Origin of the sequence: Streptomyces sp. URMC 126 (assembly GCF_051386555.1) — a bacterium.
Taxonomy (GTDB): Bacteria; Actinomycetota; Actinomycetes; order Streptomycetales; family Streptomycetaceae; genus Streptomyces.
Map to the genome: position 1 here is coordinate 1 of NZ_JBPQTX010000095.1, position 23,003 is coordinate 23,003.

The following is a 23,003-nucleotide window of genomic DNA, read 5'->3' on the forward strand; positions in this document are numbered from 1 at the left end:
TCAAGGAACGGACGCTTCCTTTGTACTCACCCGAGAGACTCTCTCAGGCTTTCCTCCGGGCGCTTCCCTTCGGTGTTTCCAACCTTACCAGATCCGTTTTCCGTTCCGTTTCCGGCCCGGATTCGAAATCCGATCCCCTGTTGGCGGGGTGTCCACTACTTTAGCGGAATTTCCCGCCGGCTCTCAAATCGAGCCGTGGAGTCCTATTCCGGCACGCAAAAGCGCAACGGAAAGAAGACCCCTTAGGGGATCCCTCGTCAGTAATGGTTGTGCCGCTCACCGGTGCAGACGCCCACGGCGCTGCCCCCGTCTCCAGCGGCTCGGGCTACGTTAGGCGCTCGGTCGCCCGGAGTCAAGCACCGGATCCCGATTCGTCAGACGTCGCTGGTGGCGCGGTGCTTGCCGCGGTTGCGGGGGACGTGGGCCCGGTAGGGGCTCACGGTCGGGTCGCCGTCGATCCAGAACCGCCAGGGGTGGAGCGCGCCCTCGCCGCCGACGCCCGTTCGGGGGCCGCTACGGATCCGGTCGGAGAGGGCGGGGGTGCCCTTGAGGACGGAGAGAGGGGCCGTCGGGCCGGCGCAGATGTCGGTGCCGTTCAGGGTGCGGTCCACGTCCAAGGCGGTCGCGAGGCGGGCCGGGCCCTGGGCGAGGTCGCGGTCGTTGCGCGATTTCGGGCGGCGGGCGCGGGCCAGCTCCTGGCCGGTGAGGATCTCGCCGGCGCGCAGCAGCACACCGCTGGCCGTGCCCTCGGGGCCGCAGACCAGGTTGAGGCTGAACCACATCCCGTAGATGAAGTACACGTACGCGTGGCCGGGCGGGCCGAACATGGACGCGTTGCGCTCCGTCCGCCCCCGGTAGGCGTGCGAGCCGGGGTCCAGCTCACCCGCGTACGCCTCGACCTCGGTGATACGGAGTTCGATCGGACCGTTGGGGCTCGTGCGGACCAGGGTGCGTCCGAGCAGATCGGGCGCTACCTCCAGCACGGGACGGTCGAAGAAGGCGCGGGCGAGCGGGGTGCGGTGGTCGGAGGAGGACATGCGGGCCGAGGGTACTGGACCGGACGGGGAAGTGCCGGTGCACCGATGCCGTCCGGCCAGGTCGGGGGCCTCGCTCGGGTCTGTCCAGGGCGCGGCCCGGGGGCTCTCAGGTCAGCAGGACCGTCATCGGGCTCTCCCGGTCGCGCCAGAAGCCGACCGCGTCGTCGAGGATCGTCGCCGCCGTCGCCGCCGTGTCGGGGGCGGCCTTCCGGAAGGCGTCCCAGTCCTCCGCCAGGATCAGGTAGCCGCGGGGGTCGCCGTCCTTGTGCCACCAGGACAGATCCGTGAGGCAGTCGGCGAGGGCGTCCCAGTTGTGGCCGAACCAGCCGGGGAAGCCCAGGTCGGCGGCGCAGCGGTCGAGGAAGGCCGTCTTGTCGTCGACGTCCCGGAGGCGGAGCCGGGCGGCGTGCCAGCCGGCCTCGGCGGCGAGCTTCGCCGCGTGGGAGGGGGATTCGGTGACGGGCAGGCGGTAGACGCCCGGTGGGAGGGTGCCGTCGAGCAGGCCGGGCACGCCGGGGGCGGGGAGGTCGCTGGTCGGGCCGGTCGTCATGGTTGCACCACCGCTTCGAATGTCTTGTAGTGATCGCCGGTGTAGTAGCGCTCGGAGTGGCTGCCGGTGACGATGCGGCGGGCGCCGCGGTTGCGCGCGTCCGGCGTCGGGACGGTGTACTCGTGGTAATACCCGCGCGGCTGTTTGGGCAGGCGGTTCTCGTAGTTGCCGAAGACCGTGCCGTCCTTGGGGTAGGGGAACGGTCCGCCCTTCGCGATGAGTTCGAGGGTGCGCCGGGCCTCGGGAGGAAGTCTGTCCGGGGTGACGGTCTTCATGCCCTTGGCCCAGGAGGGCGTCGGGCCGGTGCCCCGGGAGCCGCCGTCGGCGGAGCCGTGGGGCGATGTCGTCGTCTTCGCGGTTTTGCCGTGGCCGCCGGACGAGCAGGCGGGGAGGAGGAACAGGGGCAGGGCGGTGAGGAGGACCGTCAGGGTGCGCAGGGCACGGCCGGACGGTCGTCGTCCGCATCGTCGTGACACGTGTCGGGACACCTGTCGGAGGGCACGTCGAAGCACGCGCCTTATGGTCGCAGCCCGAGCCGTCCCGGCCTCGTTAGGCTGGCGTTTTCACATGTCCGCGCGTTTTCCGGAGGTGTCACCGTGTCATCCGTGTCCGATGAGCAGGGCCGTCCGCCGCTCCCCCACGACTTCCTGCCGCCCGTGCCCTCGTTCACCGTGGTGAGCGACGACGTCCGGCCGGGTGGCCGGCTCGCCGACGCGCAGACGTTCGCCGGCGCCAACCGCTCCCCGCACCTGCGGTGGGAGGGCTTCCCCGAGGAGACCCGGAGCTTCGCCGTCACCTGCTTCGACCCGGACGCCCCGACGGGCAGCGGGTTCTGGCACTGGGTGCTGTTCGACATCCCGGCGGACGTCACCGAGCTGCCGGCCGGTGCGGGCGGCGGGGAGATGAAGGGGCTGCCCGCGGGCGCGGTGCACGTCCGGAACGACTACGGGACGCGGGACTTCGGCGGTGCCGCGCCGCCGCCCGGGGACGGCCCGCACCGGTATGTGTTCACCGTGTACGCGGTGGACCAGGAGAAGCTGGGGCCCGACGCGGATGCCTCGCCCGCCGTCGTCGGCTTCAACCTGCGCTTCCACACGCTGGCCCGGGCGCAGCTGATCGGCGAGTACGAGATCCCGGCGAACGGCTGATCCGGGGGCGGGGGCCGGGCGGTTCGGGCGGCCGGAAAAGCCGTTGCGCCGGGTCCCCCGCGGCCCGCACAGTGGTGGAGGCCGACGGCTTCGCATGCGGCCGTCGGGCAGCGGATACCGCAGTGGCGGGGACGGTTCGGCGCGTAGCGCGCCGGCCGTCTGCCGGAGCCCCGGGCGTGGGCCCGAGGTGGCCGCGTCCGCTGCCGTACGCTCCGGGCCCGGTTTCGACACGGGGGAAGGGCCCGGAGCGTCCCCGTCTGCCTTCTCCCCTTTCACTCTTCTCACCTGACGTCACAACTTCCCTGTGTACAGCGGAAATTGCGTTGTCGCCTTTCGGCCCTCCCGGCACAGTTGAGCCATCTCCGCCGCCACCGGGGCGGGCGGACGGCCGGGAGGTGGAACGGAATGCGGGAGACGCTGGTCCTGAACGCGAGCTTCGAGCCGCTGGCGACGGTCTCGCAGCGACGCGCGGTGGTGCTCGTGTTGCAGGACAAGGCCGTTGTGGAACAGGCCCGCCCCGGGCTGCGCCTCCACGCCTCCACGGTGGAGGTCCCGGTGCCCCAGGTGATCAGGTTGCGCCGGTACGTACGGGTGCCGTTCCGAAGACGTGCGCCGTGGTCCCGCCGTGGGGTGCTGGTGCGTGACCGGCACCGGTGCGCGTACTGCGGGCGGCGGGCCACGACGGTGGACCATGTGGTGCCGCGGTCCCGGGGCGGCGGGGACACCTGGCTGAACACCGTCGCCGCCTGCGCGGAGGACAACCACCGGAAAGCGGACCGGACGCCGGAGCAGGCGGGGATGCGGCTGCTGCGGCGGCCGTTCGAGCCCACGCCCTCGGACGCGTTGCTGCTGGCGGTCGGGGCGTACGACGGGGAGCGGCCGCCGGAGTGGCTCGCGGTTCCCGCCGCGTAAGGGTGCCGGCGGGGGTACGGGTCGGGTGACGGTCGTCGCCCGACCCGCGCCCCCGCCTGCCCGCGTCGCCGTTACGCGCGCAGCAGCATCTGCGCGATGGCGACGACGCCGACCACCACGATGACGCCGCGCAGTACCTGTGGTCGCAGGCGGCGGGCGACGCGGGCGCCCAGTTGGCCGCCCAGGGTGGCGCCGGCGGCGATCAGCAGGACGGCCGTCCAGTCGATGTCGGCGACGAAGAGGAAGAAGAGGGCGGCGACTCCGTTGACGATGACGGCGAGGACGTTCTTGAGTCCGTTGACGCGCTGGAGTTCGTCGTCGAGGAGCAGGCCCATCAGGGAGAGGTACATGACGCCCTGGGCCGCGCCGAAGTAGCCGCCGTAGACGCTGGCGAGGAGCAGGCCGAGGAGGAGGGCGACGCCGCCGTCGGCGTGTGCCCGGGTGCCGTTGCGCTCGCGGCGGCGGGCGAGGGCCCGGGCGAGGCGGGGCTGGAGGACGACGAGGACCAGCGCCAGGGCGATGAGGGCGGGGACGATCGCGTCGAACGCCTTGGACGGCAGGGCGAGCAGCAGGGCCGCTCCGGCGAGTCCGCCGACGAGGGCGGCGATGCCGAAGCGGATGATCCGGTCGCGCTGGCCGCGCAGTTCGCGGCGGTAGCCGACGACACCGCTGATGTTGCCGGTGACGAGGCCGAGGGTGTTGGAGACGTTGGCGGTGACGGGCGGCAGTCCGGTGGCGAGGAGCACCGGGAAGGTGAACAGGGTGCCGGAGCCGACGACGACGTTGATGGTGCCGGCTCCGATGCCGGCCGCGAAGACCGCGAGTGCTTCCCAGATGGACAAGGCCATCTCCTTAGGATCGGCAAGACGCCTCCCCGCCGTGAGAGGTCGGGGGGCCGAACCGATCATGCACGAGAACCGCCGGTAAAGCGATCATCCGGGGAAGTCGTTCGCCGCGTGGGGAGTTGGGGCTCGCGCGGGACGTCCGGGCAGTCGCGGCCGGCCCGCTGCCAGTCGCGGCCGGCCGCGGTCAGTCGATCGTCGGCCGTTCGCGGCGCGGGCTCTCCTTGGTGCCGGCGGACTTGCCGCCGCCGCCCATGGGGCCGAGGTTGCCGACGGCTCCGCTGAGGCCCTTGAGGGCGTCGCCGATCTCGCTGGGCACGATCCAGAGCTTGTTGGCGTCGCCTTCGGCGATCTTCGGGAGCATCTGGAGGTACTGGTAGGAGAGCAGCTTCTCGTCGGGGTCGCCGGCGTGGATGGACTCGAAGACCGTGCGGATGGCCTGGGCCTCGCCCTCGGCGCGGAGCGCGGCGGCCTTGGCCTCGCCCTCGGCGCGGAGGATCGCGGACTGCTTCTCGCCCTCGGCGGTGAGGATCTGGGACTGGCGGATGCCCTCGGCGGTGAGGATGGCGGCGCGCTTGTCCCGGTCGGCGCGCATCTGCTTCTCCATCGAGTCCTGGATGGAGGTGGGCGGTTCGATGGCCTTGAGCTCGACGCGGTTGACGCGGATGCCCCACTTGCCGGTGGCCTCGTCGAGGACGCCGCGCAGCGCCGCGTTGATCTCCTCGCGGGAGGTGAGGGTCCGTTCCAGGTCCATGCCGCCGATGATGTTGCGGAGGGTGGTGACGGTGAGCTGCTCGATGGCCTGGATGAAGCTGGACACCTCGTAGGTCGCGGCGCGCGCGTCGGTCACCTGGTAGTAGATGACGGTGTCGATGTTGACGACGAGGTTGTCCTGCGTGATGACCGGCTGGGGCGGGAACGGCACGACCTGTTCGCGGAGGTCGATGCGGTTGCGGATGGAGTCGATGAACGGGACGACGATGTTGAGGCCGGCGTTGAGCGTGCGGGTGTAGCGGCCGAAGCGCTCGACGATGGCGGCGCTGGCCTGCGGGATGACCTGCACTGTCTTCATGAGGGCGATGAAGACGAGCACCACCAGGATGATCAGGACGATGATGATCGCCATCGTGGCTCCTCGTGCCTTTCTCGTGGGTCGGCCGGTCGTCGCTCGGACGGGTCCGCGTGTTGAGGGAGTCTGTCAGAACCGGCGGTGCCGCGCAGGTGCCGGACCGGGATCGGTCACATCGCCGTTCCCCCTCCGCCGTGGACGGCCGCCCGCCGCACGGCCCGTGGGCGTACGGCCTGTGGCGGTACGGCCGTTGCGGGTGCGGCGGGCTCTCCGGGCTCGGCGGGCGGGCGTCTCACATCACCACCGCCGTCGCGCCGTCGATGTCGACGACGTCCACGTGCTCTCCCGCTTCGAAGGTCCGCTCGCCGTCCAGGGAGCGTGCCGACCAGATCTCGCCCGCCAGCTTGATGCGTCCGCCCTGGCCGTCGACCCGTTCCAGGACGACGGCTTGGCGTCCTTTCAGGGCCTCGACGCCCGAGGTGTGCGTGGGCCGGCCGGCGCGCTGCCGGTTGGCGAGCGGCCGCACCACGGCGATCAGGGCGACGGAGACGACGGCGAAGACGACGAACTGCAGCACCATGCCGCCCCCGAGGGCGGTCGTGACGGAAGCGGCGACGGCCCCGATCGCCAGCATGCCGAACTCCGGCATCGCGGTGACGACCAGGGGAATGCCCAGACCGACGGCGGCCACGAGCCACCACGCCCATGTGTTCACATGGTCATGGTAGGCGCGTGGGCGGGGTCTCCGACAGGGCTCCTCGGTCCCTCGGGAGGGGGTTCCGGGCGCCCCGCCCGAGGGTTCGGCGGGTCAGGAGAGCGGCAGGCCGTGGGCGGTCCAGCGGTCGCCGCGGCTCTCGACGACCAGCGGGAGGCCGAAGCACTTCGACAGGTTGCGCGAGGTGAGTTCGAGCTCGATGGGACCGGCGGCGAGCACCTTGCCCTGACGGAGCATCAGGACGTGGGTGAAGCCGGGGGCGATCTCCTCGACATGGTGGGTGACCATGATCATGGAGGGCGCGAGCGGGTCGCGGGCGAGCCGGCCGAGGCGGCGCACCAGGTCCTCGCGGCCGCCGAGGTCGAGGCCCGCGGCGGGCTCGTCCAGCATCAGCAGCTCGGGGTCGATCATCATCGCGCGGGCGATCAGGGTGCGCTTGCGCTCGCCCTCGGAGAGGGTGCCGAACTTGCGGTCCAGGTACTCGGTCATGCCGAGGACGTCGAGGAAGGCGCGGGCGCGCTGCTCGTCCACCGCCTCGTAGTCCTCGCGCCAGGTGGCCGTCATGCCGTAGGCGGCGGTGAGCACCGTCTGCAGGACGGTCTGGCTGCGCGGCAGCTTGTCGGCCAGGCCGATGCCGGCGATGCCGATGCGCGGGCGCAGCTCGAAGACGTCCACGGCGCCGAGCTTCTCGCCGAGGATGCGGGCGGTGCCCTTGGTCGGGAACAGGTAGCTGGAGGCGACATTCAGGAGGGTGGTCTTGCCCGCGCCGTTGGGGCCGAGGATGACCCAGCGCTCCCCCTCCTTGACCGACCAGGAGACCTGGTCCACCAGAGCCCGGCCCTCGCGGACCACGGATACGTCCACCAGTTCCAGCACATCGCTCATGAGCGCGTTGTCTCCCATTGCAGTTCGTCGTCGCTGGCGCCTGTCGGCGCAGCCCCCAGGGAAAACCTACGCCACCGGCCGTCATCGCCGGTCCCTAGGCTGGGGCCCATGCTCGACGAACATCGATCGGGGCGCCTCACCGCGTGGGGAAACGCCCTTCTTGCCGGTTATGTCTCACCTGATGACGCTGCGCACCACATCACGGGGAGTGACGCGGTCCACCGGGTGTCCGGTCTGCCGGGCGAGTCCGGCCCGGTGGGGCTGACCCTGGCGCTGGGCCGGCTGCGGGCGCTGGGGGCCACCGGTCTGCGGCTGGCGCTGCCGGTGCCGGGTCATCCGCTGGGCCTGAGCGGGCCGCCGGAGTTCAACACGCTCGCCATCGAGGCGGAGGAGGCGGTCCTGGCCCCGGAGGCGGGGGTGGGGCTGGTACCCGAGGTGCGGGCGGCGGGCTCGGGGCCGGACGCCGCCGACCTGCACGTGGAGGTCGTCTGGCGGTGCTCGCCCGTGCGGGACGCGCCGCCGGCCGACGTGCCGTCGCTCGGCGAGGCGGAGCGGGAGCTGGCCGAGGCGCTGCGCGAGGCGACGGAGGTGCTGACGCGGCTCGACGTGGCGGGATCGGGCCCGGTGGCCCGGGCCGCGCTGGAGGCCTACCGGGCGCGGGCCGAACGGGACCGCGCGATCCTGGCCCCCGGGTATCCACAGCGCGCGGCCCGGGTGCTGGAGCTCGCCCAGCGGGTGGACGCGCTGGTCGGGCTGGCGTGCGGGACGGGGGACGGCGGGAGCCACGAGCACGGCGGCGCGATGAGCGCGTCGGAGATCGCGGCCCGGGCGGCGGCCCTGCGGCCGGTGGAGCGGACGGCCCGGCGGGCCGTGGTGGCGGCGTACAACGCGCCGGTGGAGCGGCGAGAGCGCGGCCGGCCGTAGCCCGGGCGGGCCGGGCCGGCCGGGCTACGGCCCGGACAGGGGGAGGCCCCGCGAGCCGTGTGGTCCGCGGGGCCTTCCGGAGCGTCACTTGACGACGCAGACGTTCCCGAACGTCGGGTTCAGGATCCCGAGCAGGATGTCGACCGTGTTGCCGCAGGCGTTGATCGGGACGTCCAGGGGGATCTGGATGACGTTGCCCGAGATGACACCGGGCGAGCCCTTGGCGACACCGTGGGCGGTGGCACCGTCGCTGTCGTGCGCGGCTGCGGTGCCGACGGAAGCGCCGACGGCTACGCCTGCCGCGGCCAGGACGAGGGCGGCCTTTTTGGCACTGTTCATGGGTGTCTTCCTTTGCTGGTGACCTCGCGGCCCCGGTGACGGAGTCGCGCCCTGATGAACGCCACCACTCCGCCGACGGCACGCCGATCGCGGAGTTTGCCCTCATTCGGACGATTGATCACCCTCGAAGTGGGCCCCGCCGAAGCGGGGCCGACCGTTCGGAAGCGCCTGTCGAACGCCGTCCGTTATGCGATGACTACTCGTTGACGCACACGTTGCCGTGGGTGGGGTTCATCGAGCCGACCACGCTGACGGTGTTGTTGCAGAGGTTCACCGGGACGGTGACCGGCACCTGGACGACGTTGCCGGAGACGATGCCGGGGCTGTTCTTGGCGATGCCGCCGGCGGCCGGGGCTCCCCCGTGGGCCGACGCGATGCCGGCACCGGCGAGGGCGAGACCGCCGGCCGCGATCGTGACGGCGGCGGCCTTCTTCATGTTCTTCACTCTTCCTCTGACCTTCCTGGAACGCTGCCGCGGCCAGCCGCCGCGGCTACGTCATGGAGAACGGGTGACCGCCGATCGGGTTTCTGGGGTCTCCCGACAATCACACGACCGCATGAATCGATCGTCGGAATGAGACGTTCCGGTGACGGTTCGGGTCGGCGGACCGTTCCCTGCCCACGAGACCCGACGAGATCCGACGAGGCCCGGCGAGATCCGGTGAGGTCAGTCGCCGACGCCGTGCCGGACCGCCCACAGGGCCGCCTGGGTGCGGTCGGCGAGGTCGAGCTTCATCAGGATGTTGGAGACGTGCGTCTTGACCGTCTTCTCCGACAGCACCAGCGCCCGGGCGATCTCCCGGTTGGACCGGCCGTCGGCGATCAGGGCGAGGACCTCCCGCTCCCGCTCGGTCAGCGCGTTGCCCCGGCCCTGCGAGCCGCCCGTGTCGTCCTGCGCCAGCAGGGCGCCCGCCACCTCGGACTGGAGGAGCACGTGCCCGGCGTGCACCGAGCGGATGGCCCCGGCGAGCGCGTCCGGGTCCACGTCCTTGTACACATAGCCCGCCGCGCCCGCCTTCAGGGCCGGGATCACGGTGCGCTGCTCGGTGAAGCTGGTGACGACCAGCACCCGGGCCGGGCTGTCCAGGGCGCGCAGCCTGCGCAGCGCCTCGATGCCGTCCGTGCCGGGCATCTTCACGTCCATGAGGATCACGTCGGGGCGCAGCTCCTCGGCCCGCGCCACGCCCTCGGCGCCGTCGCCCGCCTCCCCGACGACCTCGATGTCGTCCTGGACCTCCAGGAAGGTGCGCAGGCCCTTGCGGACCACCTGGTGGTCGTCGACCAGCAGCACCCGGATCGTCCGGCCGCTCGCGTTCTCCCGTTTCCCCAGTGCGTTCTCTTCAGCCACCGGGCACCTCCATCTCGATCGCGGTGCCCTCGCCGGGCTCCGATTCCACCGTCAGGCTGCCGCCGACCCCGTTGGCCCGGTCGCGCATGGAGACCAGGCCCAGGTGCCGGCCGGCGCGCCGGACCGCGGAGGGGTCGAATCCGCTTCCGTCGTCGGCCACCCGCAGCACGGCACCCTGCCCGCGCCGGGCGAGGGTGACGTCGACGTGCTCGGCGCCGGAGTGGCGCAGGGCGTTGTGCAGCGCCTCCTGGGCGACCCGGAGCAGCGCCTCCTCCTGGGCGGACGGCAGGGCCCGCATACCGTGCGAGGTGAAGGAGACGTGCGCGGCGTGCGCCCGGTCGAGCACCTTGACCTGGGTGCGCAGGGTGGCGACGAGCCCGTCCTCGTCCAGTCCGGCCGGGCGCAGTTCGACGACGGCCGCGCGGAGCTCGTCGGTGGCCTCGGCGGCGAGCCGGGCGACCTGGTGGAGCTCGTCCTTGGCGCGGGCCGGGTCGCGGTCGACCAGGGCGGCGGCGGCCTGGGCGGTCAGGCGCAGGGAGAAGAGCTTCTGGGCCACGGCGTCGTGCAGTTCGTGGGCGAGGCGGGCGCGCTCCCCGGCGATGGTCAGTTCGCGGCTGCGCTCGTAGAGGCGGGCGTTGGTCAGGGCGATGGCGGCGTGCTGGGCGAGGACGGAGAGGAGCGCCTCGTCCTCCTCGGTGAAGGCGCAGCCGCCCGGCGGGCACTTCCGTGTCCCTTCCTCCCCCGCCTTGTTGGCGAGGAAGAGGACGCCGAGGTTCTCGTCGCCGTCGGCGATCGGCATGCCGATGAAGTCGGACATGTCGGGGTGGGCGTCGGGCCAGCCGCCGAAGCGGGGGTCCTGGCGGACGTCGGGCAGCCGCTGCGGCGCCTTCTCCTGGAGCATCGCGGCGAGGATGCCGTGCTGGCGGGGCAGCGGGCCGATGGCCTTCCACTCCTCCTCGCTGACGCCGTCGACGACGAACTGGGCGAAGCCGCCGTGGTCGTCCGGGACCCCGAGGGCGGCGTAGCGGGCACCGAGCAGCTCGCGGGCGGAGACGACGATGGTCTTGAGGACGTCGCGGACTTCCAGGTGTCTGCTCATCGCGAGGATCGCGGTGCTCACGGCGGGCAGGCCGGAGCGGGGGCCTTGGCTCATGCGGCCACCGTACCCAGCGGTGATCGGCCCGCGGATCGGGCCGTCGGCGGCCGGTGATTACGCCACGCGCCCTAGGCCGAAGGGCCCTGCCGGCGCCAGACTCGGTCCATGTCGACCTCTGTGCAGTGGACACCCACCCATGGCGAGCCCTACCGGCCGGTCCCCTACCGGCCCGCGCGGATGCCCGCCGAGGAGTCGCTCGCGCGCGCCGCGGAGCTGCGGGAGCGGATGGCGGGCCGCAGGACCGTGCGCCGGTTCTCGGCGGACCCGGTGCCGGAGCGCGTGGTACGGGACGCGATAGCGTGCGCGGCCACCGCGCCGTCCGGGGCGCACCAGCAGCCGTGGACGTTCGTCCTGGTGAAGGCCCCCGAGGTACGGGCGCGGATCAGGGCGGCGGCCGAGGAGGAGGAGCGCGTCTCGTACGCCGGGCGGCTCGGCGAGGAGTGGCTGGCGGCGCTGCGGCCGCTGGGCACGGACGAGGTGAAGCCGCATCTGACGGACGCGCCGGCGCTGATCGTGGTCTTCCAGCAGCGGTACTGGCTGGGGCCGCACGGGGAGCGGCGCAAGCACTACTACGTGGACGAGTCGGTGGGCATCGCGGTCGGGATGCTGCTGTCGGCGCTGCATCTGTCGGGGCTGGCGGCGCTGGTGCACACGCCGAGTCCGATGCGGTTCCTCGGGGAGGTGCTGGGGCGGCCGGTGAACGAGAAGGCGTTCGCGGTGATCCCGGTGGGATATCCGGCGGACGACTGCGAGGTCCCCGACCTGGTGCGGAAGAGTCTGGACCAGGTCCTGATTGAGCTCTGAGCCGCTGGGCAGGCGGGCCTCCTGAAGGGCTTCTGAAAACGGCGTACACACCGTGCGGGCTCGGTCACACGGAGTGTGAGCGGGCGCTGCTCGGTGTGACGCCGCGCATAGGGCGCACATCACCTACGACACGCGGTAGTGGACGCGTAAAACCGCCATAAAAGGCGGGCTGAGCGGGTGCGGGGTGCCGTCGGGCGCCCCGCGCCGGAGCGCTCGGCAACGAAGCCGGATAGTACGTCACACCTTTGCCAGCGCATTTTGCAGCCGCTAACAATTGCCCCGTCGCAGGGCGCCGTAGATCGAGAAACGGCGCTTCATCCGCGCCGATCCGGGCCACTGCGACTCACGCGATTGGAAGAGGTTCAGCACAGTCATGCGCTCCACCGTCTCCGGCTATAGCCGTCTCACCAAGGTCCACAAGTTCTCCGCCGCGGGCATCGCCGCGGCCGGCGTCGCGGCGGTGGCACTCGCCGTCGTCCCGAGCGGCTCCTCCGAGGGTGAGCAGCAGGCGATCGGCGTGAAGCCCGTCGCGTGGAACGCCAAGGCGTTCGACACCGAAGCCCAGCGCGACGAGCTGGTGAAGCAGTCGGACACCGCCGCGGGCAAGGCCCGCGCGGAGGCCGAGGCCAAGAAGAAGGCCGCCGCCGAGGCGAAGGCCAAGGCCGACAAGGAGCGCGCCGAGAAGGAGGCCGCGAGCCGGTCCGCCGCGCGTCAGCCGGTCAAGGCCGCGCCGGCCGCGCCCGCCGCCCCGGCTCCGGCCCCGAAGGTCTACGCGAACAACCTCGACGGCTGGATCCGCGAGGCCCTGGACATCATGAAGGCCAAGGGCATCCCGGGCAGCTACGACGGCATCTACCGCAACATCATGCGGGAGTCGACGGGCAACCCGATGGCCATCAACAACTGGGACTCGAACGCCGCGGCCGGCACCCCCTCCAAGGGCCTGCTCCAGGTGATCGACCCGACCTTCAAGGCGTACCACGTCGAGGGCACCTCCTGGGACATCTACGACCCGGTCGCCAACATCACCGCCGCCTGCAACTACGCGGCCGCGGTCTACGGCTCGATGGACAACGTCAACTCGGCCTACTGAGCCGACGGCGGCACATCGCGAAAAGGGCGGTGACATCCGGTTTCCCGGATGTCACCGCCCTTTTGCCGTCGCAATTCCGGCGGGGGCCGCGGCTTTTGCCGCCGCCCCGGCGGAATTCCCCGGAGATTACTTCCGCATGACCTCGGGTTCGTGCCGGCGCAGGAGCCGGGCGACCGCGAAGCCGCAGGCGACGCCGAGCGCGAGGAGCACGAACAGGTCGATGCCCCACTGGGCGACGGTGTGCGCCCAGAGCGGGTCGAGGTTGGTCGGGTTGTTCTTGTCGAAGGGGGCCATGAGGTGCGAGAGGTCCAGCGTGGCGCCGGCGGCGCCGATGGCCCAGCGTGAGGGCATCAGCCAGGCGACCTGCTCGACACCCGGGGCGTCGTAGACCTTGAACATGATGCCGGTGAAGACGACCTGGACGATCGCGAACATCACCAGCAGCGGCATGGTCTTCTCGGCGGTCTTCACCAGCGAGGAGATGACGAGGCCGATCATCATCGAGGTGAAGCCCAGCGCGATGATCACGATGCAGAGCTCGGCGGCCGGGAGCGCCTTGAGGATCAGGCCCTCGGCGGGCAGCTTCCGGACGGAGAAGCCGATGGCGCAGATGATCACGCCCTGCAGCGCGGTGATCGCGCCCAGCACGATGACCTTGGACATCAGGTAGGCGGACCGGGAGAGGCCGACCGCCCGTTCCCGTTCGTAGATCACCCGCTCCTTGATGAGCTCACGGACCGAGTTGGCGGCTCCGGAGAAGCACATGCCGACCGCGAGGATCAGCATGATGGTGCCGGCGTCCTGGTTGTGGCCCTTGGGCGGCGCCGAGAGACCGTAGTCGGACGGGATCACACAGCTCACACCGCCGAGGACGGCGGGCAGGATGAGCATCAGGCCCATGAAGCCGCGGTCGGAGGCGATGACCGAGACGTAGCGGCGCATCAGCGTCCACAGCTGGGAGCCCCAGCTCTGGGCCTTGGGCGGCCGGACCATCTGCGGCTGGACGTGCACCGACTGCGGGGCGACGGCGTCGATGTCGGCGGCGTACATCTGGTAGTGCTGCGAGCCCTTCCAGCGGCCCGCCCAGTCGTAGTCGCGGTAGTTCTCGAACGCCGAGAAGACGTCCGCCCAGGTCTCGTAGCCGAAGAAGTTGAGCGCCTCCTCGGGCGGGCCGAAGTAGGCGACGGAGCCGCCGGGCGCCATGACCAGCAGCTTGTCGCAGAGGGCCAGCTCGGCGACGGAGTGGGTGACCACCAGGACCGTACGGCCGTCGTCGGCGAGGCCGCGCAGCAGCTGCATCACGTCGCGGTCCATGCCCGGGTCGAGGCCCGAGGTGGGCTCGTCCAGGAAGATCAGCGACGGCTTGGTCAGCAGCTCCAGGGCGACGGAGACGCGCTTGCGCTGGCCGCCGGAGAGGGAGGTGACCTTCTTGTCCTTGTGGACGTCGAGCTTGAGCTCCCGGAGCACCTCGTCGATCCGGGCCTCGCGCTCGGCGGGCGCGGTGTCGCCGGGGAAGCGGAGCTTGGCCGCGTAGCGGAGCGCCTTCCGGACGGTGAGCTCCTTGTGCAGGATGTCGTCCTGCGGGACCAGACCGATGCGCTGCCGGAGCTCGGCGAACTGCTTGTACAGGTTCCGGTTGTCGTAGAGGACGTCACCCTGGTTGGCGGGCCGGTAGCCGGTCAGCGCCTTGAGCAGGGTGGACTTGCCGGAGCCCGACGGGCCGATGACGGCGATCAGCGACTTCTCCGGGACGCCGAAGGAGACGTCCTTGAGGATCTGCTTGCCGCCGTCCACCGTGACCGTGAGGTGGCGGGCCGAGAAGGAGACGTCGCCGGTGTCGACGAACTCCTCCAGCCGGTCGCCGACGAGCCGGAACGTCGAGTGACCGACACCGACGATGTCCTGGGGGCCGATGATCTGCTGCCGGACCGGCTGACCGTTGACGTAGGTGCCGTTGTGGCTGCCCAGGTCGACGATCTCGAAACGGCCGTCGGAGGTGGCCCGGAACTCGGCGTGGTAGCGGGAGACCTGGAGGTCGGCGACGACCAGCTCGTTCTCCAGCGCACGACCGATGCGCATCACCCGGCCCTGGGCCAGCTGGTGGAACGTCGTCGGGCTGCGGTCGCCGTGCACGGGCGGAGCGCCGGTCCCCGCGCCCTGGCCCGGGCGGCCCTGCTCCGGCGAGGACGCCTGGTGCGGGATGTGGGGCTGGGGCTGCTGCGCCTGCTGGGGCTGCTGCCACGGCGCCTGCGCGGCGGCCTGCGGCTGCTGCCAGCCGCCGTGGGGCTGCTGGTACTGCGGCTGCTGCTGGTACTGCTGGGGTCCGCCCTGCGGGGGCTGCTGCCACATCCCCGGCGCCTGCTGCTGCGGCGCGGGCGCCACGTGGCCCGGCTGGGCCGCCAGCGCGGTCTGCGCGCTGTACAGGTCGCCGGCGGACGGCGCGGCGGCACCGGCGGCGCTCAGTCGCGGGCCGTCGGTGGCGTTGCCCAGGTGGACGACCGAGCCGGGGCCGATCTCCACCTGGTGGACCCGCTGCCCCTGCGCATAGGTGCCGTTGGTGCTCCCCTGGTCCTCGAGCACCCAACTGCGCCCGTTCCAGCGGACGATGGCGTGCCGCCACGAGACCCTGGCGTCCTCCAGCACCATGTCGCCCTGCGGATCGCGTCCGAGGGTGTACGACCGGGACGGATCGAGCGTCCAGGTCTGTCCATTCAATTCCAGTACGAGTTCAGGCACTCCATGCCCCACTACTTGTCCCCCGATGTACCCCCTGCACAGGGAGTCTAGGGATGGCGAACATCGGGAGGAACTATTTCAGGCACAGTCCCCCGATCGAAAGTCGGGGACGGGCGCCCCCCGCTTCCCGGGCGCCGTTGACGGGCCGGAAACACCACCGGAGAGTGGTAATCACCCACGGCCGCGCGGGAGTCACTCGCCCCCGGGGCCGGGGGCCGGGGCGGGGACGGACCGGGGGGCCGTGATGACCATCACCAGCGAACGGCGTCCGGCGCCGGGAATCCGCATGATCGTCTTCGCGGTGGCGGGAGTGGGCTGGGCCTTCCTCGCCATGGCGGGGGCCGCGGCCCTGGGGCTGCACCTCCTGGGCGCGGACGCCGCCGGGGAGCTGGGGCCGATGACGGCCGCGGTGACCGTCCTCGCGGTCGGCGGGTCCGTCGCGCCGTCGGGGGCCCTGGAGGCGTTCGGCATCCGGGGCGCCGACGCGCACACCGCCATCGAGCTGATGCCCCTCGGGGTGAGTCTGGTGGGCGCCCTGGTGCTCGGCTGGACGTTCGCCCGGTCGCTGCGGGCGGCGGGGCCGGCCGTCGGCGGCGGCGAACTCGCGCTCCGCGCGGGGGCGGTGGCCGCCGTCTTCCTGCTGCTGCTCGGCGGACTGGCGTGGGCCGGCTCCTCCACCCTCACCTTCCAGGGGGGAGGTCTCGGTCTCGGTGACGCGGCGAGGAACGGACCGAAGCTGGAGATTCCCGGCGTAGGAGACATCGGAGATCTCGGGGGCATCGGCGGCGGTCTCGCCGACCGGCTGGCCGACCTCGCCCGGGCCAAGGCGGACGTCGGCTTCTCGGTACGGACCGGGCCCTCCCTGCTGGGCGGCGCGGTCTGGGTGGCGGCCGTGCTGCTGATCGCCGTACTCGCCGCGCGCAGGGCCCCGCTGCCACGCGGAGCCGGGGCCCTGCACCGGACGGTACGGCCGGCGGCGTCCGCGCTGTGCGCCGTCCTGGTGCTGACCGTCGCCGCCGGCTGGGCCGCGGCGCTGGTCGCGGCGGCCGGTGACGACCATCCCCGGCGGGTGCTGGGCGGCGCGCTCCTGGGAGCGCCGAACGGGGTGTGGCTCGGGCTGCCCCTCGGCCTCTTCGTGCCCTGGCACGGCCGGGCCACCGGATCCCTGACGAAGGTGCTCCCCGATCCGCTGGACGACCTGCTGGCCGGGGGCGCCGACCGGCCGGTCTCGGTGGCCCGGCTGGCGGAGTACGACGGGCGGGTGTGGCTGCTGCCGGTCGCCTGCGCGACGGCCATGCTCCTGGCCGGGGTGCTGACGGCGGTCCGGACGCCTCGGGGGGCGCGGGGCGCGGTGGCGTACGCGGGCCGGTGCGGCTTCGCGCTGGGCGCGGTGACGGCCGTGGCGTTGCCGCTGCTCGCCCTGGCGACGCGGGTGACGGCGGACGCGGGGCTCTCGGTGCTCGGTGTCGACGCTATGGGCGCCGGGCTCGACCTGCGGGGGAACGTGATTCTCGCGGTGGTGCTGGGAGCGGCGTGGGGCCTGACGGCTGGGGTGGTCGGCGGGCTGCTCGCCTGCGCCACGGGGGCCGCGGGGCGGGGGGCCTCGGCGTATGCGCGGCGGGAGGAAGCGGCGAAGGGAACGGGAGGGCGAGGAGGAGAGGGGCGAGAGAAACGAGAGAAAGGGGACGCAGGAGAGGACGGGCGGAGGGGATGGGGCACGGACGCCGGGTGGACGCCGGAGCCGGCCGGTTCCGGTGCCGGTTCCGGTCCCGGTGCTTCCGGGTACGGCCGCGGACCGGGGGACGGGTTCGGCGGGGTGCCGGGGGACGTGCCGGGGCCGCACCGGCCGTCGCCCGGGTACCGGCCGGCGCGAGACGAGACCAACCCCTATCTGCGTCCCCGGCCCGACGCTCGGGCCGGGGGCGAGCCCGGCGCTCCGGCGGGTCAGGGGTCCGGTCCGGAGCAGAGGCCTGGTCCGAAGCAGAGGCCGGGGCCGGGGGTCGATCCCTCGTCCACCACCGCACCCGGTACTCCTCCGTCCGGTCCCTCTTCCGGGCCGTCTTCGGGCTCATCTTCCGGGGCGCGGCCCGGTGGGGGGCGCGGCCCCCGGGCCGGGCAGGGGCCGGAGCGTCCCCGTCGTCCGTACGGGAGCCCGCCCCCGCCGCCGCCTCCTCCGCCACCGGCACCCCGGGGATGGCCGGGGCCGGACGGGCGGCCGCCGCGCCGGTAGCCGGGTGGTGAACAGTCGTCCCGCCGGCCGCCTCCCCCTGCGACCGCCTCCGGGGCACCGGATACGGTAGAAGGACCATGAGCGCACCGTTGCCCCCTCCCGTCACCCCCGCCGCCGGTGACGACGTGCCCACTCTCCTCGTCAAGATCTTCGGGAAGGACCGGCCGGGCATCACCGCCGGCCTCTTCGACACCCTCGCCGCCTACGCGGTCGACGTCGTGGACATCGAACAGGTCGTCACCCGGGGCCGGATCACCCTGTGCGCGCTCGTCACGGCGCCCGCCGGAGGCCCCGCGGCCGAGGGCGCCCTGCGGGCGACGGTGCACAGCTGGGCCGAGTCCATGCACCTTCAGACGGAGATCATCTCCGGTCGGGGCGACAACAGGCCGCGCGGGACGGGCCGTTCCCACGTCACGGTGCTGGGGCACCCGCTCACCGCGGAGTCCACGGCCGCCATCGCGGCCCGCATCACCGGCACCGGCGGCAACATCGACCGTATTTTCCGCCTCGCCAAGTACCCGGTGACCGCCGTCGAGTTCGCGGTCTCCGGCGCCGGGACGGAGGAACTCCGGACCGCGCTGGCGATCGAGGCGGCGCGCCTCGGGGTGGACGTGGCCGTCGTGGCGGCGGGTTTGCAGCGGCGGGCGCAGCGGCTCGTGGTGATGGACGTCGACTCGACGCTGATCCAGGACGAGGTCATCGAGCTGTTCGCGGCCCACGCGGGCTGTGAGGCCGAGGTGGCCGAGGTGACCGCCCGGGCCATGCGCGGCGAGCTGGATTTCGAACAGTCGTTGCACGCCCGGGTGGCGCTTCTGGAGGGGCTGCCCGAGTCGGTGGTGGACAAGGTGCGCGCGGAAGTGCGTCTCACGCCCGGCGCGCGGACCCTGATCCGCACCCTGAAGCGGCTGGGCTTCCAGGTGGGCGTGGTCTCCGGTGGGTTCACCCAGGTCACGGACGACCTGCGGGAGCGCCTGGGGCTGGACTTCGCCTCGGCCAACACCCTGGAGATCGTGGACGGCCGGCTGACCGGCCGGGTCACCGGCGAGATCGTGGACCGGGCGGGCAAGGCACGGCTGCTGCGCCGGTTCGCCGCCGAGGCCGGGGTGCCGCTCGCCCAGACCGTGGCGATCGGCGACGGCGCGAACGACCTCGACATGCTCAACGCGGCCGGACTCGGCGTGGCCTTCAACGCCAAGCCGGTGGTGCGGGAGGCGGCGCACACGGCGGTGAACGTGCCGTTCCTGGACACCGTGCTGTACCTGCTGGGCGTCACCCGTGAAGAGGTGGAGGCCGCGAACACGCACGAGTGACGCTCGGGCAGGCGTCACCCGTCCGTATCCTTCGCTCCCCACTCCCCCACTCAGCGGCGTCGGCTCGGCCGGGCGGGCCCGACGGCGGGGGCCGACGGCGGTGGGCAACCGCTCGCACGTTGCCCCGCCGACTCGCCCTGCCGCCTCACCGCCGGCCGGTCCGGAACCCCTCGCGGGGGTTCGTCAGGCGTGCGGCGCCCAGAAGGCGACCAGTCGGCCGACCCCGTGCTCGACGCTCTTCCACGAACCGGTGAAGGTGATCACCGCGATGGCCGACGTGGGGAACCCCGAGCGGTTCATCCGGGCCAGCAGGTCTCCCTCGGCCTCGCCCGACAGGGCGTCCGCCAGCCCGTGGATGCCCGGGTTGTGCCCCACGACGACGAGGTCGCCCACCTCGTCCGACACCTCGTTGAGCAGGGCGATCAGCTCACCGAGCGAGGCTTCGTAGACCCGCTCCTCGTACACCGTCCGGGGGCGCTGGGGGAGCTCGGAGACGGCGAGCTTCCAGGTTTCGCGGGTGCGGGCCGCCGTCGAACACAGGGCCAGGTCGGGGACGACGCCCGAACCGGCGAGCCAGCGGCCCGCGACGGGAGCGTCCTTGCGCCCGCGGTCGGCGAGCGGTCGCTCGTGGTCGTCGACGTCGGACCATTCGGCCTTGGCGTGGCGGAAGAGGACGATCCTGCGGGTGATGTCGGCGCTCATGCCGTCCAGCTTCGCATGAAACCGGCCGTGAGGCGCGGGGTGTTGGGAGGCTTGCCCTCCTCGGGGTAACGCTTCACGGTATCCAGTGCACCAGGGTGTCCCGCGCGAGGCGGACGACCTGCGCGACGGGGCTCGGCGCCGCCGCCCGGTCGCCCTCCGCCGCCGAGGCAGCCGACGCCTCCGGAACGGGGGCGGCCAGCAGGACGAAGAGCGCGGTGAAGGCCAGGGCGGGCAGCACCGCGGCCCACCACGGCAGGCGGGTCTGCGCGGCGCCTCGGGTGCGGGTGTGCCTGCCGGCGAGCATGATCTCCTCCGTGGGTCCGGTGCGCCACCGTGTCGCGGCGCACTACGAATCTACGGAGCCGGACCCCTGATATCCCATCCGGAAAGCCACCCACTCTTCCCGGAGATACACCCCCTAGGGGACGGGGGTTAACCCCACCTCCGGCGGTTGCCCTAAGGGTGCGAAGAGGACATAAGGGACGGAAGGAAGCGGCGGGAAGGCAAAGGGAAAGGGCGGGATGTGCCGCCCCGGAAGCGTCGGCCGACCGGGGGTCGGCCCCGGTCGGGAATCAACCAGTCGGTGATCCGCCGGCCGGTGATCAGCCGGCGGCGATGGTCGCGATGATGCCGATGACGATGGTGATACCGAGCATCGCGCCGAGGATGGTCAGAAGCGTCTTCTGACCGTTCTGGGGGTTGGGTTCGAGGACGGGCATGGAACCCAGTGTCGCAGCCCCCTCCCCCGGCCGGGCACCGGGGTCGGGCGCGACCCGCCGTCGGGAACGGCGGCGACGGATCAGCGGAGCCGGAGCTCGTCCTCCACGCTCCGGTTCCGCCCGGCCAGCACCCCGGCGACGGCCTGCGGAACCATCAACGCCGCCAGCAGCGCGATCGGCAGGTCCCAGCCGCCGGTCTGCTGGTAGAGCCGGCCCACCAGCAGCGGCCCGGGAATGGAGATGAGGTACCCGACGCTCTGGGCGAAGGCGGAGAGCCGCACGACCCCGCCGCCGGTCCGCGCGCGCATTCCGATCATCGTCAGAGCCAGCGGGAACGAGCTGTTGGCGACGCCGAGCAGCACCGCCCAGGCCCAGCAGCCGCCCGCCGGGGCGAGCCATAGACCCGCGTACCCCACCAGACCGCAGGCGACCAGGGCGACGACCAGGGGTCCCTGGCTCCGCATCCGGGCCGCGAGGCGGGGCAGCAGGAAGGAGAACGGCACGCCCATCAGCATCGTCACGGCCGCCAGCAGCCCGGCGGTCGAGGCCGAGACGCCCGCGTCGCGGAAGATCTGGGGTATCCAGCCCATGGTGATGTACGCGCCCGTGGCCTGGAGGCCGAAGAAGACCGCCAGCGCCCAGGCGGTGGGGCTGCCGGTGATACGGGAGGCGCCCTCGACCGCCTCGGTGGGCCTCGTGGTGCTCCGGGAGGCTCGTGCGGCGGGTGTGCCATCGCGTTCCGCGCCTTCCTCCCGCGCGGTGCTCTCGCTCCCACCGCCGGCCGCCGGCGGTCGCCCCGCCGCGTCGCGCCCCGAACGTTCGCCCGGCCGGCGGGCGATGACCGCCCAGAGCAGCCCGGCGGCGAGGGCGAGCAGGGCCCAGACGGCGAGGCCCGGGCGCCAGCTGCCGCCCATCGCGTCCGCCAGCGGCACCGTGCCCGCCGCGGTGACGGCCGCACCGCCGGTGAGGGCCATGGAGTACAGGCCGGTCATCGGGCCGACGCGGTCCGGGAACCAGCGCTTCACCACGACCGGCATCAGCACGTTGCCCACCGCGATACCGGCCAGTGCCAGCGCGCTGAGCAGCAGGAATCCCACGACGCCGCCCGCGAACGGACGCAGCGCCAGCCCCGTGGCGATGGCCGCGAGCCCGGCGCAGACGACGGTCGCCGGGCCCAGGCGGCGGGCCAGCCGGGGAGCGGCGGGGCCGAGGACCGCGAAGCAGAGGGACGGGATGGAGGTGAGCAGTCCGGCGACGGTGCCGTTCATGCCGAGCCCGTCGCGAACCTCCTCCATGAGGGAGCCGAGACTGGTGACGGCGGGCCGGAGGTTGAGGGCCGCCAGCACCAGGCCGAGCGCGAGGAACCGCCGCGGCCAGGGCGATACGGTCCGCCGCGCGGCCCCTGTCACGATGCGGTGGGAGGTTCCCTCGGAGGCCGCGGCCGCCGTGGGCTTCTTGCCTGGTGCACCTGTCATAGAGGCAATCATAGAATCATGGGATGAATGGAGAGCCATGCCGTTGACCTCGCCCCACAAGGCCCCCCTGGTCGACCAGGTGATCAGTCAGCTGCGGGCCCAGATCACCACCGGCGAGTGGCCGGTCGGCTCCCGCATCCCCACCGAGCCCGAGCTCGTCGAACGGCTCGGCGTCGCCCGCAACACCGTGCGCGAGGCCGTGCGCGCCCTCGCGCACAACGGGCTGCTCGCCATCCGGCAGGGCTCCGGCACCTACGTCGTCGCCACCAGCGAGCTGGCCGGGGTGATGGGCCGGCGCTTCGCCCGGGCCGACCCGCTGCACGTGGCGGAACTGCGCAGCGCCCTGGAGACCAAGGCCGCGGCCCTGGCGGCGGAGCGGCGTACGGCCGCGGACCTGGATCAGCTGGACCTTTTGCTGGTGCGGCGCGCGGAAGCGTGGCGGTCCGGTGATCTGGAACGGTTCGTCGAGGCCGACGCGACGTTCCACTCGGCTGTCGTCGCCGCCGCGCACAACGAGGTACTGGCCGCGCTCTACGCCGATCTCGCCGTCGTCGTACGGGACTTCCTGCGCACCGACGTCGGCGCGGAGCCGCGGCCCCGGACGCTGACCGATCACGGCCGGCTGGTCGAGGCCATCCGGGCCGGGGACGCGGTGGCCGCGGCGGAGGAGGCGGGCCGGCATCCGTACGTGCTGCGGAAGCGGGACGGCGGCGCTCGGGGCGGTCGGGACGGTCGGGACGCTCAGCCGACGGAGTGACTTACCCATGCTTCCCGTATGCGCAGCCAGCAGCGCTGGGAGAGCGTGACGTGCCGGGTGGGGTCGACGGCGACGGGGGCCGTGTCCATGGCCGGGTCCCACCAGTGGGCGCAGCGCAGGTGCAGCTGGACGCGGTCGGGGGTGGCGTTGCCGTTGTAGCAGTCCGCTGTGGCGTGGGAGCCGTGGATTTTGGTGTGGCACTCGGCTTGGGGGGTGGGTGCCTGGGTGGCGGTCGCCGGTTCGGTGGGGGCT

The 23,003-nt window shown here is 72.6% G+C and carries 25 protein-coding genes; 8 read left to right on the top strand and 17 right to left on the bottom strand.

What is annotated here, in order from left to right; translation table 11 throughout:
* Window positions 1–374: 374 nt before the first annotated feature.
* From ACSNOK_RS14245 to ACSNOK_RS14255, 3 genes are all read right to left on the bottom strand, one after another.
* Window positions 375–1,037 carry a DNA-3-methyladenine glycosylase gene (locus ACSNOK_RS14245; protein WP_436781013.1) on the bottom strand — a complete coding sequence of 221 codons (663 nt, stop codon included), beginning with the start codon at window positions 1,035–1,037 and terminating at the stop codon, window positions 375–377.
* Between the two features lie 106 nt (window positions 1,038–1,143).
* Window positions 1,144–1,587 carry a barstar family protein gene (locus ACSNOK_RS14250; protein ID WP_436781014.1) on the bottom strand — a complete coding sequence of 148 codons (444 nt, stop codon included), beginning with the start codon at window positions 1,585–1,587 and terminating at the stop codon, window positions 1,144–1,146.
* Window positions 1,584–2,063 carry a ribonuclease domain-containing protein gene (locus ACSNOK_RS14255; RefSeq protein WP_436781015.1) on the bottom strand — a complete coding sequence of 160 codons (480 nt, stop codon included), beginning with the start codon at window positions 2,061–2,063 and terminating at the stop codon, window positions 1,584–1,586. Before ACSNOK_RS14255 ends, ACSNOK_RS14250 begins: the two co-directional genes overlap by 4 nt.
* Window positions 2,064–2,192: 129 nt before the next feature.
* Between ACSNOK_RS14255 and ACSNOK_RS14260 the strand changes: the two genes are divergently transcribed.
* Together ACSNOK_RS14260 and ACSNOK_RS14265 are read left to right on the top strand one after the other, a co-directional pair.
* Entirely contained in the window at window positions 2,193–2,735 is a 543-nt protein-coding gene (locus ACSNOK_RS14260; protein WP_436781016.1) for a YbhB/YbcL family Raf kinase inhibitor-like protein, read from the top strand.
* A gap of 405 nt (window positions 2,736–3,140) precedes the next feature.
* The gene (locus ACSNOK_RS14265) at window positions 3,141–3,647 is read left to right on the top strand and encodes an HNH endonuclease (protein WP_436781017.1); all 507 of its coding nucleotides are present in this window, start codon (window positions 3,141–3,143) and stop codon (window positions 3,645–3,647) included.
* Window positions 3,648–3,718: 71 nt separating this feature from the next.
* Here ACSNOK_RS14265 and ACSNOK_RS14270 read toward each other — a convergent pair whose 3' ends face one another.
* From ACSNOK_RS14270 to ACSNOK_RS14285, 4 genes are all read right to left on the bottom strand, one after another.
* A complete protein-coding gene (locus ACSNOK_RS14270) occupies window positions 3,719–4,495 on the bottom strand; it encodes a sulfite exporter TauE/SafE family protein (RefSeq protein ID WP_436781018.1) in 777 nt (258 codons plus the stop codon).
* Window positions 4,496–4,676: 181 nt separating this feature from the next.
* Window positions 4,677–5,615, bottom strand: a complete 939-nt coding sequence (locus tag ACSNOK_RS14275) for an SPFH domain-containing protein (protein ID WP_436781019.1) — start codon at window positions 5,613–5,615, stop codon at window positions 4,677–4,679.
* 235 nt (window positions 5,616–5,850) lie between these two features.
* The gene (locus tag ACSNOK_RS14280) at window positions 5,851–6,273 is read right to left on the bottom strand and encodes an NfeD family protein (protein WP_436781020.1); all 423 of its coding nucleotides are present in this window, start codon (window positions 6,271–6,273) and stop codon (window positions 5,851–5,853) included.
* 93 nt (window positions 6,274–6,366) lie between these two features.
* Complete coding sequence (locus ACSNOK_RS14285; protein WP_436781021.1) at window positions 6,367–7,176, bottom strand: ABC transporter ATP-binding protein; 810 nt, start codon at window positions 7,174–7,176, stop codon at window positions 6,367–6,369.
* Between the two features lie 90 nt (window positions 7,177–7,266).
* Here ACSNOK_RS14285 and ACSNOK_RS14290 point away from each other — a divergent pair, with 90 nt between their 5' ends.
* On the top strand, window positions 7,267–8,082 hold the full coding sequence (locus tag ACSNOK_RS14290; protein WP_436781022.1) for a hypothetical protein: 816 nt from the start codon (window positions 7,267–7,269) through the stop codon (window positions 8,080–8,082).
* Window positions 8,083–8,166: 84 nt separating this feature from the next.
* Here the strand turns inward: ACSNOK_RS14290 and ACSNOK_RS14295 are convergent, their stop codons facing one another.
* From ACSNOK_RS14295 to ACSNOK_RS14310, 4 genes are all read right to left on the bottom strand, one after another.
* On the bottom strand, window positions 8,167–8,421 hold the full coding sequence (locus tag ACSNOK_RS14295; RefSeq protein WP_436781023.1) for a chaplin: 255 nt from the start codon (window positions 8,419–8,421) through the stop codon (window positions 8,167–8,169).
* A 196-nt stretch (window positions 8,422–8,617) separates the two neighbouring features.
* Window positions 8,618–8,866 (bottom strand): chaplin family protein, encoded by a 249-nt coding sequence (locus tag ACSNOK_RS14300; RefSeq protein ID WP_436781024.1) that lies wholly within the window; start codon window positions 8,864–8,866, stop codon window positions 8,618–8,620.
* A gap of 222 nt (window positions 8,867–9,088) precedes the next feature.
* Window positions 9,089–9,769: a response regulator gene (locus ACSNOK_RS14305; RefSeq protein WP_436781025.1), complete on the bottom strand. Its 681-nt coding sequence runs from the start codon at window positions 9,767–9,769 to the stop codon at window positions 9,089–9,091.
* Window positions 9,762–10,922, bottom strand: coding sequence for a GAF domain-containing sensor histidine kinase (locus ACSNOK_RS14310; RefSeq protein ID WP_436781026.1), 1,161 nt, complete (start codon window positions 10,920–10,922; stop codon window positions 9,762–9,764). Before ACSNOK_RS14310 ends, ACSNOK_RS14305 begins: the two co-directional genes overlap by 8 nt.
* A 108-nt stretch (window positions 10,923–11,030) precedes the next feature.
* Between ACSNOK_RS14310 and ACSNOK_RS14315 the strand changes: the two genes are divergently transcribed.
* Window positions 11,031–11,729: a nitroreductase family protein gene (locus tag ACSNOK_RS14315; protein WP_436781027.1), complete on the top strand. Its 699-nt coding sequence runs from the start codon at window positions 11,031–11,033 to the stop codon at window positions 11,727–11,729.
* 373 nt (window positions 11,730–12,102) lie between these two features.
* On the top strand, window positions 12,103–12,822 hold the full coding sequence (locus tag ACSNOK_RS14320; RefSeq protein ID WP_436781028.1) for a transglycosylase SLT domain-containing protein: 720 nt from the start codon (window positions 12,103–12,105) through the stop codon (window positions 12,820–12,822).
* 126 nt (window positions 12,823–12,948) lie between these two features.
* On the opposite strand, the gene ACSNOK_RS14325 is transcribed toward ACSNOK_RS14320, so the two are convergent.
* Window positions 12,949–15,558 (bottom strand): FHA domain-containing protein, encoded by a 2,610-nt coding sequence (locus ACSNOK_RS14325; RefSeq protein WP_436781029.1) that lies wholly within the window; start codon window positions 15,556–15,558, stop codon window positions 12,949–12,951.
* 244 nt (window positions 15,559–15,802) lie between these two features.
* On the opposite strand from ACSNOK_RS14325, the gene ACSNOK_RS14330 reads away from it, so the two are divergent.
* Both ACSNOK_RS14330 and serB read left to right on the top strand, forming a co-directional pair.
* Window positions 15,803–17,788 carry a streptophobe family protein gene (locus ACSNOK_RS14330; RefSeq protein ID WP_436781030.1) on the top strand — a complete coding sequence of 662 codons (1,986 nt, stop codon included), beginning with the start codon at window positions 15,803–15,805 and terminating at the stop codon, window positions 17,786–17,788.
* A 77-nt stretch (window positions 17,789–17,865) separates the two neighbouring features.
* Complete coding sequence (gene serB, locus ACSNOK_RS14335) at window positions 17,866–19,098, top strand: phosphoserine phosphatase SerB (RefSeq protein WP_436781031.1); 1,233 nt, start codon at window positions 17,866–17,868, stop codon at window positions 19,096–19,098.
* A 183-nt stretch (window positions 19,099–19,281) separates the two neighbouring features.
* On the opposite strand, the gene ACSNOK_RS14340 is transcribed toward serB, so the two are convergent.
* The 4 genes from ACSNOK_RS14340 to ACSNOK_RS14355 all read right to left on the bottom strand — a co-directional run bounded on the left by ACSNOK_RS14340 (window position 19,282) and on the right by ACSNOK_RS14355 (window position 21,994).
* Window positions 19,282–19,800 (bottom strand): SixA phosphatase family protein, encoded by a 519-nt coding sequence (locus ACSNOK_RS14340; protein ID WP_436781032.1) that lies wholly within the window; start codon window positions 19,798–19,800, stop codon window positions 19,282–19,284.
* A 73-nt stretch (window positions 19,801–19,873) separates the two neighbouring features.
* Window positions 19,874–20,104, bottom strand: a complete 231-nt coding sequence (locus ACSNOK_RS14345) for a hypothetical protein (RefSeq protein WP_436781033.1) — start codon at window positions 20,102–20,104, stop codon at window positions 19,874–19,876.
* Window positions 20,105–20,402: 298 nt separating this feature from the next.
* Window positions 20,403–20,519, bottom strand: a complete 117-nt coding sequence (locus ACSNOK_RS14350; RefSeq protein ID WP_436781034.1) for an SGM_5486 family transporter-associated protein — start codon at window positions 20,517–20,519, stop codon at window positions 20,403–20,405.
* Window positions 20,520–20,599: 80 nt separating this feature from the next.
* Window positions 20,600–21,994, bottom strand: a complete 1,395-nt coding sequence (locus ACSNOK_RS14355; RefSeq protein ID WP_436781035.1) for a CynX/NimT family MFS transporter — start codon at window positions 21,992–21,994, stop codon at window positions 20,600–20,602.
* 37 nt (window positions 21,995–22,031) lie between these two features.
* On the opposite strand from ACSNOK_RS14355, the gene ACSNOK_RS14360 reads away from it, so the two are divergent.
* Window positions 22,032–22,751 carry a FadR/GntR family transcriptional regulator gene (locus ACSNOK_RS14360; protein WP_436781036.1) on the top strand — a complete coding sequence of 240 codons (720 nt, stop codon included), beginning with the start codon at window positions 22,032–22,034 and terminating at the stop codon, window positions 22,749–22,751.
* On the opposite strand, the gene ACSNOK_RS14365 is transcribed toward ACSNOK_RS14360, so the two are convergent.
* On the bottom strand, window positions 22,736–23,003 hold a 268-nt coding region (locus ACSNOK_RS14365), incomplete at its 5' end, for a hypothetical protein (RefSeq protein WP_436781037.1). The two genes, ACSNOK_RS14360 and ACSNOK_RS14365, sit on opposite strands and share 16 nt — an antisense overlap.